Below are 1,380 nucleotides of genomic sequence, written 5' to 3'. Positions count from 1 at the left end.
CATCAGCGCTTTGTCTTACCCTATCACCGGTACGGTAAAGTCTGGCACCTGGTGTTGAGCTAAACGGGTCGGGTATAAAACGTTCAGCGGTTAATGCCGGTCTACGGTAATAACCTTGCGCTAATAACTCGCCGCCTAGATATAACTCACCGGCCACGCCAACTGGCAACGGATTTAAATCAATATCCAACACATAAGCGCGACGATGACCCACCGGAAACCCGATAGGCGCATAAGGTTCAGAGCAACTTGCCTCTGCCTGCCAAACCAGAGGCGTAATCACCGCTTCGGTCGGGCCATACGCGTTATATAGCGTCTTAGGTTGCCCCGGCAACTGCTCCTGCGTTGCTCTACTACACGCCATCCCTGGCGTTATCGGCAACTGCTCCTGCGTTGCCCTACTACGCGCCATCCCTGGCGTTAAACGGTTTTGGATTAACGTTAACGCAGATTGACTTAAGGCTTCACCACCGACGGTAAGACTGCGTAGCGTGCTTAAATCATATTGCCCTTGAGTGTGCCGAGCTAGTTCTGTCGCATAAGCCGGTGGTAAATCTAACCGAGTAATACCGTAACGAGCTATTGCCGCTAAGCTTTGCTCAGCATCCCACAGCGTAGCATTAAGCACTAAGCGCGCGCCGCAGATTAACGGTAATACCCATTGTTCCATCGCAGCATCAAAGCTAAACGACGCAAAATGTAAGCAGACATCATCGTCTTTAAGTCCATATAACTCAGCCATTGCAGCCACTTGTGCAGCCCAGGCGCCATGACTGACGACGACCGCTTTCGGCGTGCCGGTGCTGCCAGAGGTATAAATTAAATAAGCCGACGTTTTATCGTTCCCACGCTCTGCGTGGGAATGTCGCGCTAACCGCTCTGCGGTACGGGACGCAGAGCGTCCTTCTTGCTGCGCCCACGCAGATCGTGGGTGCAATGAGAAATAAGCAGGTGCTTTATCGTTCCCACGCTCGGCGTGGGAATGTTGCTCTAACCGCTCTGCGGTACGAGATGCAGAGCGTCCTTCTTGCTGCGCCCACGCAAAGCATGGGTGCAATGAGAGTATTGGTTTTCCGGCAAAGCGCTCAGACCACGCATCAATAGTAAGCACTAAACTCGCCTCAGCATCATCTAGCATAAAACCAAGTCTAGCGTCAGGTGCATCAGGCTCTAAAGGTAATAACACAGCACCTTGTATCAACACAGCTAATTGCGCCGCAATCATTACAGCACCGCGCGGCAAGCATAGCGCGACTACGCTACCCGGTTTTAAACCTAAACCAGCCAACTCATCCGCTATTGTTAAACTCCAATCAACCAACTCGGCATAGCTAATAACCTCATCGTTGACGTGTACGGCTATGTTGTTTGGGGTTTGTT

The 1,380-nt window shown here is 51.7% G+C and carries 1 protein-coding gene; it reads right to left on the bottom strand.

All coding sequences use genetic code 11. The annotated features are described in order from the left end of the window. Nucleotides 1–1,380: AMP-binding protein (locus tag VZ94_RS21820; RefSeq protein ID WP_045780862.1), on the bottom strand; the 1,380-nt coding region annotated here is incomplete at both ends.

The organism is Methylocucumis oryzae (assembly GCF_000963695.1).
GTDB lineage: Bacteria > Pseudomonadota > Gammaproteobacteria > Methylococcales > Methylomonadaceae > Methylovulum > Methylovulum oryzae.
The sequence above is the reverse complement of the archived record's forward strand: the minus strand, read 5'-3'. Positions and strand labels throughout refer to the sequence as shown.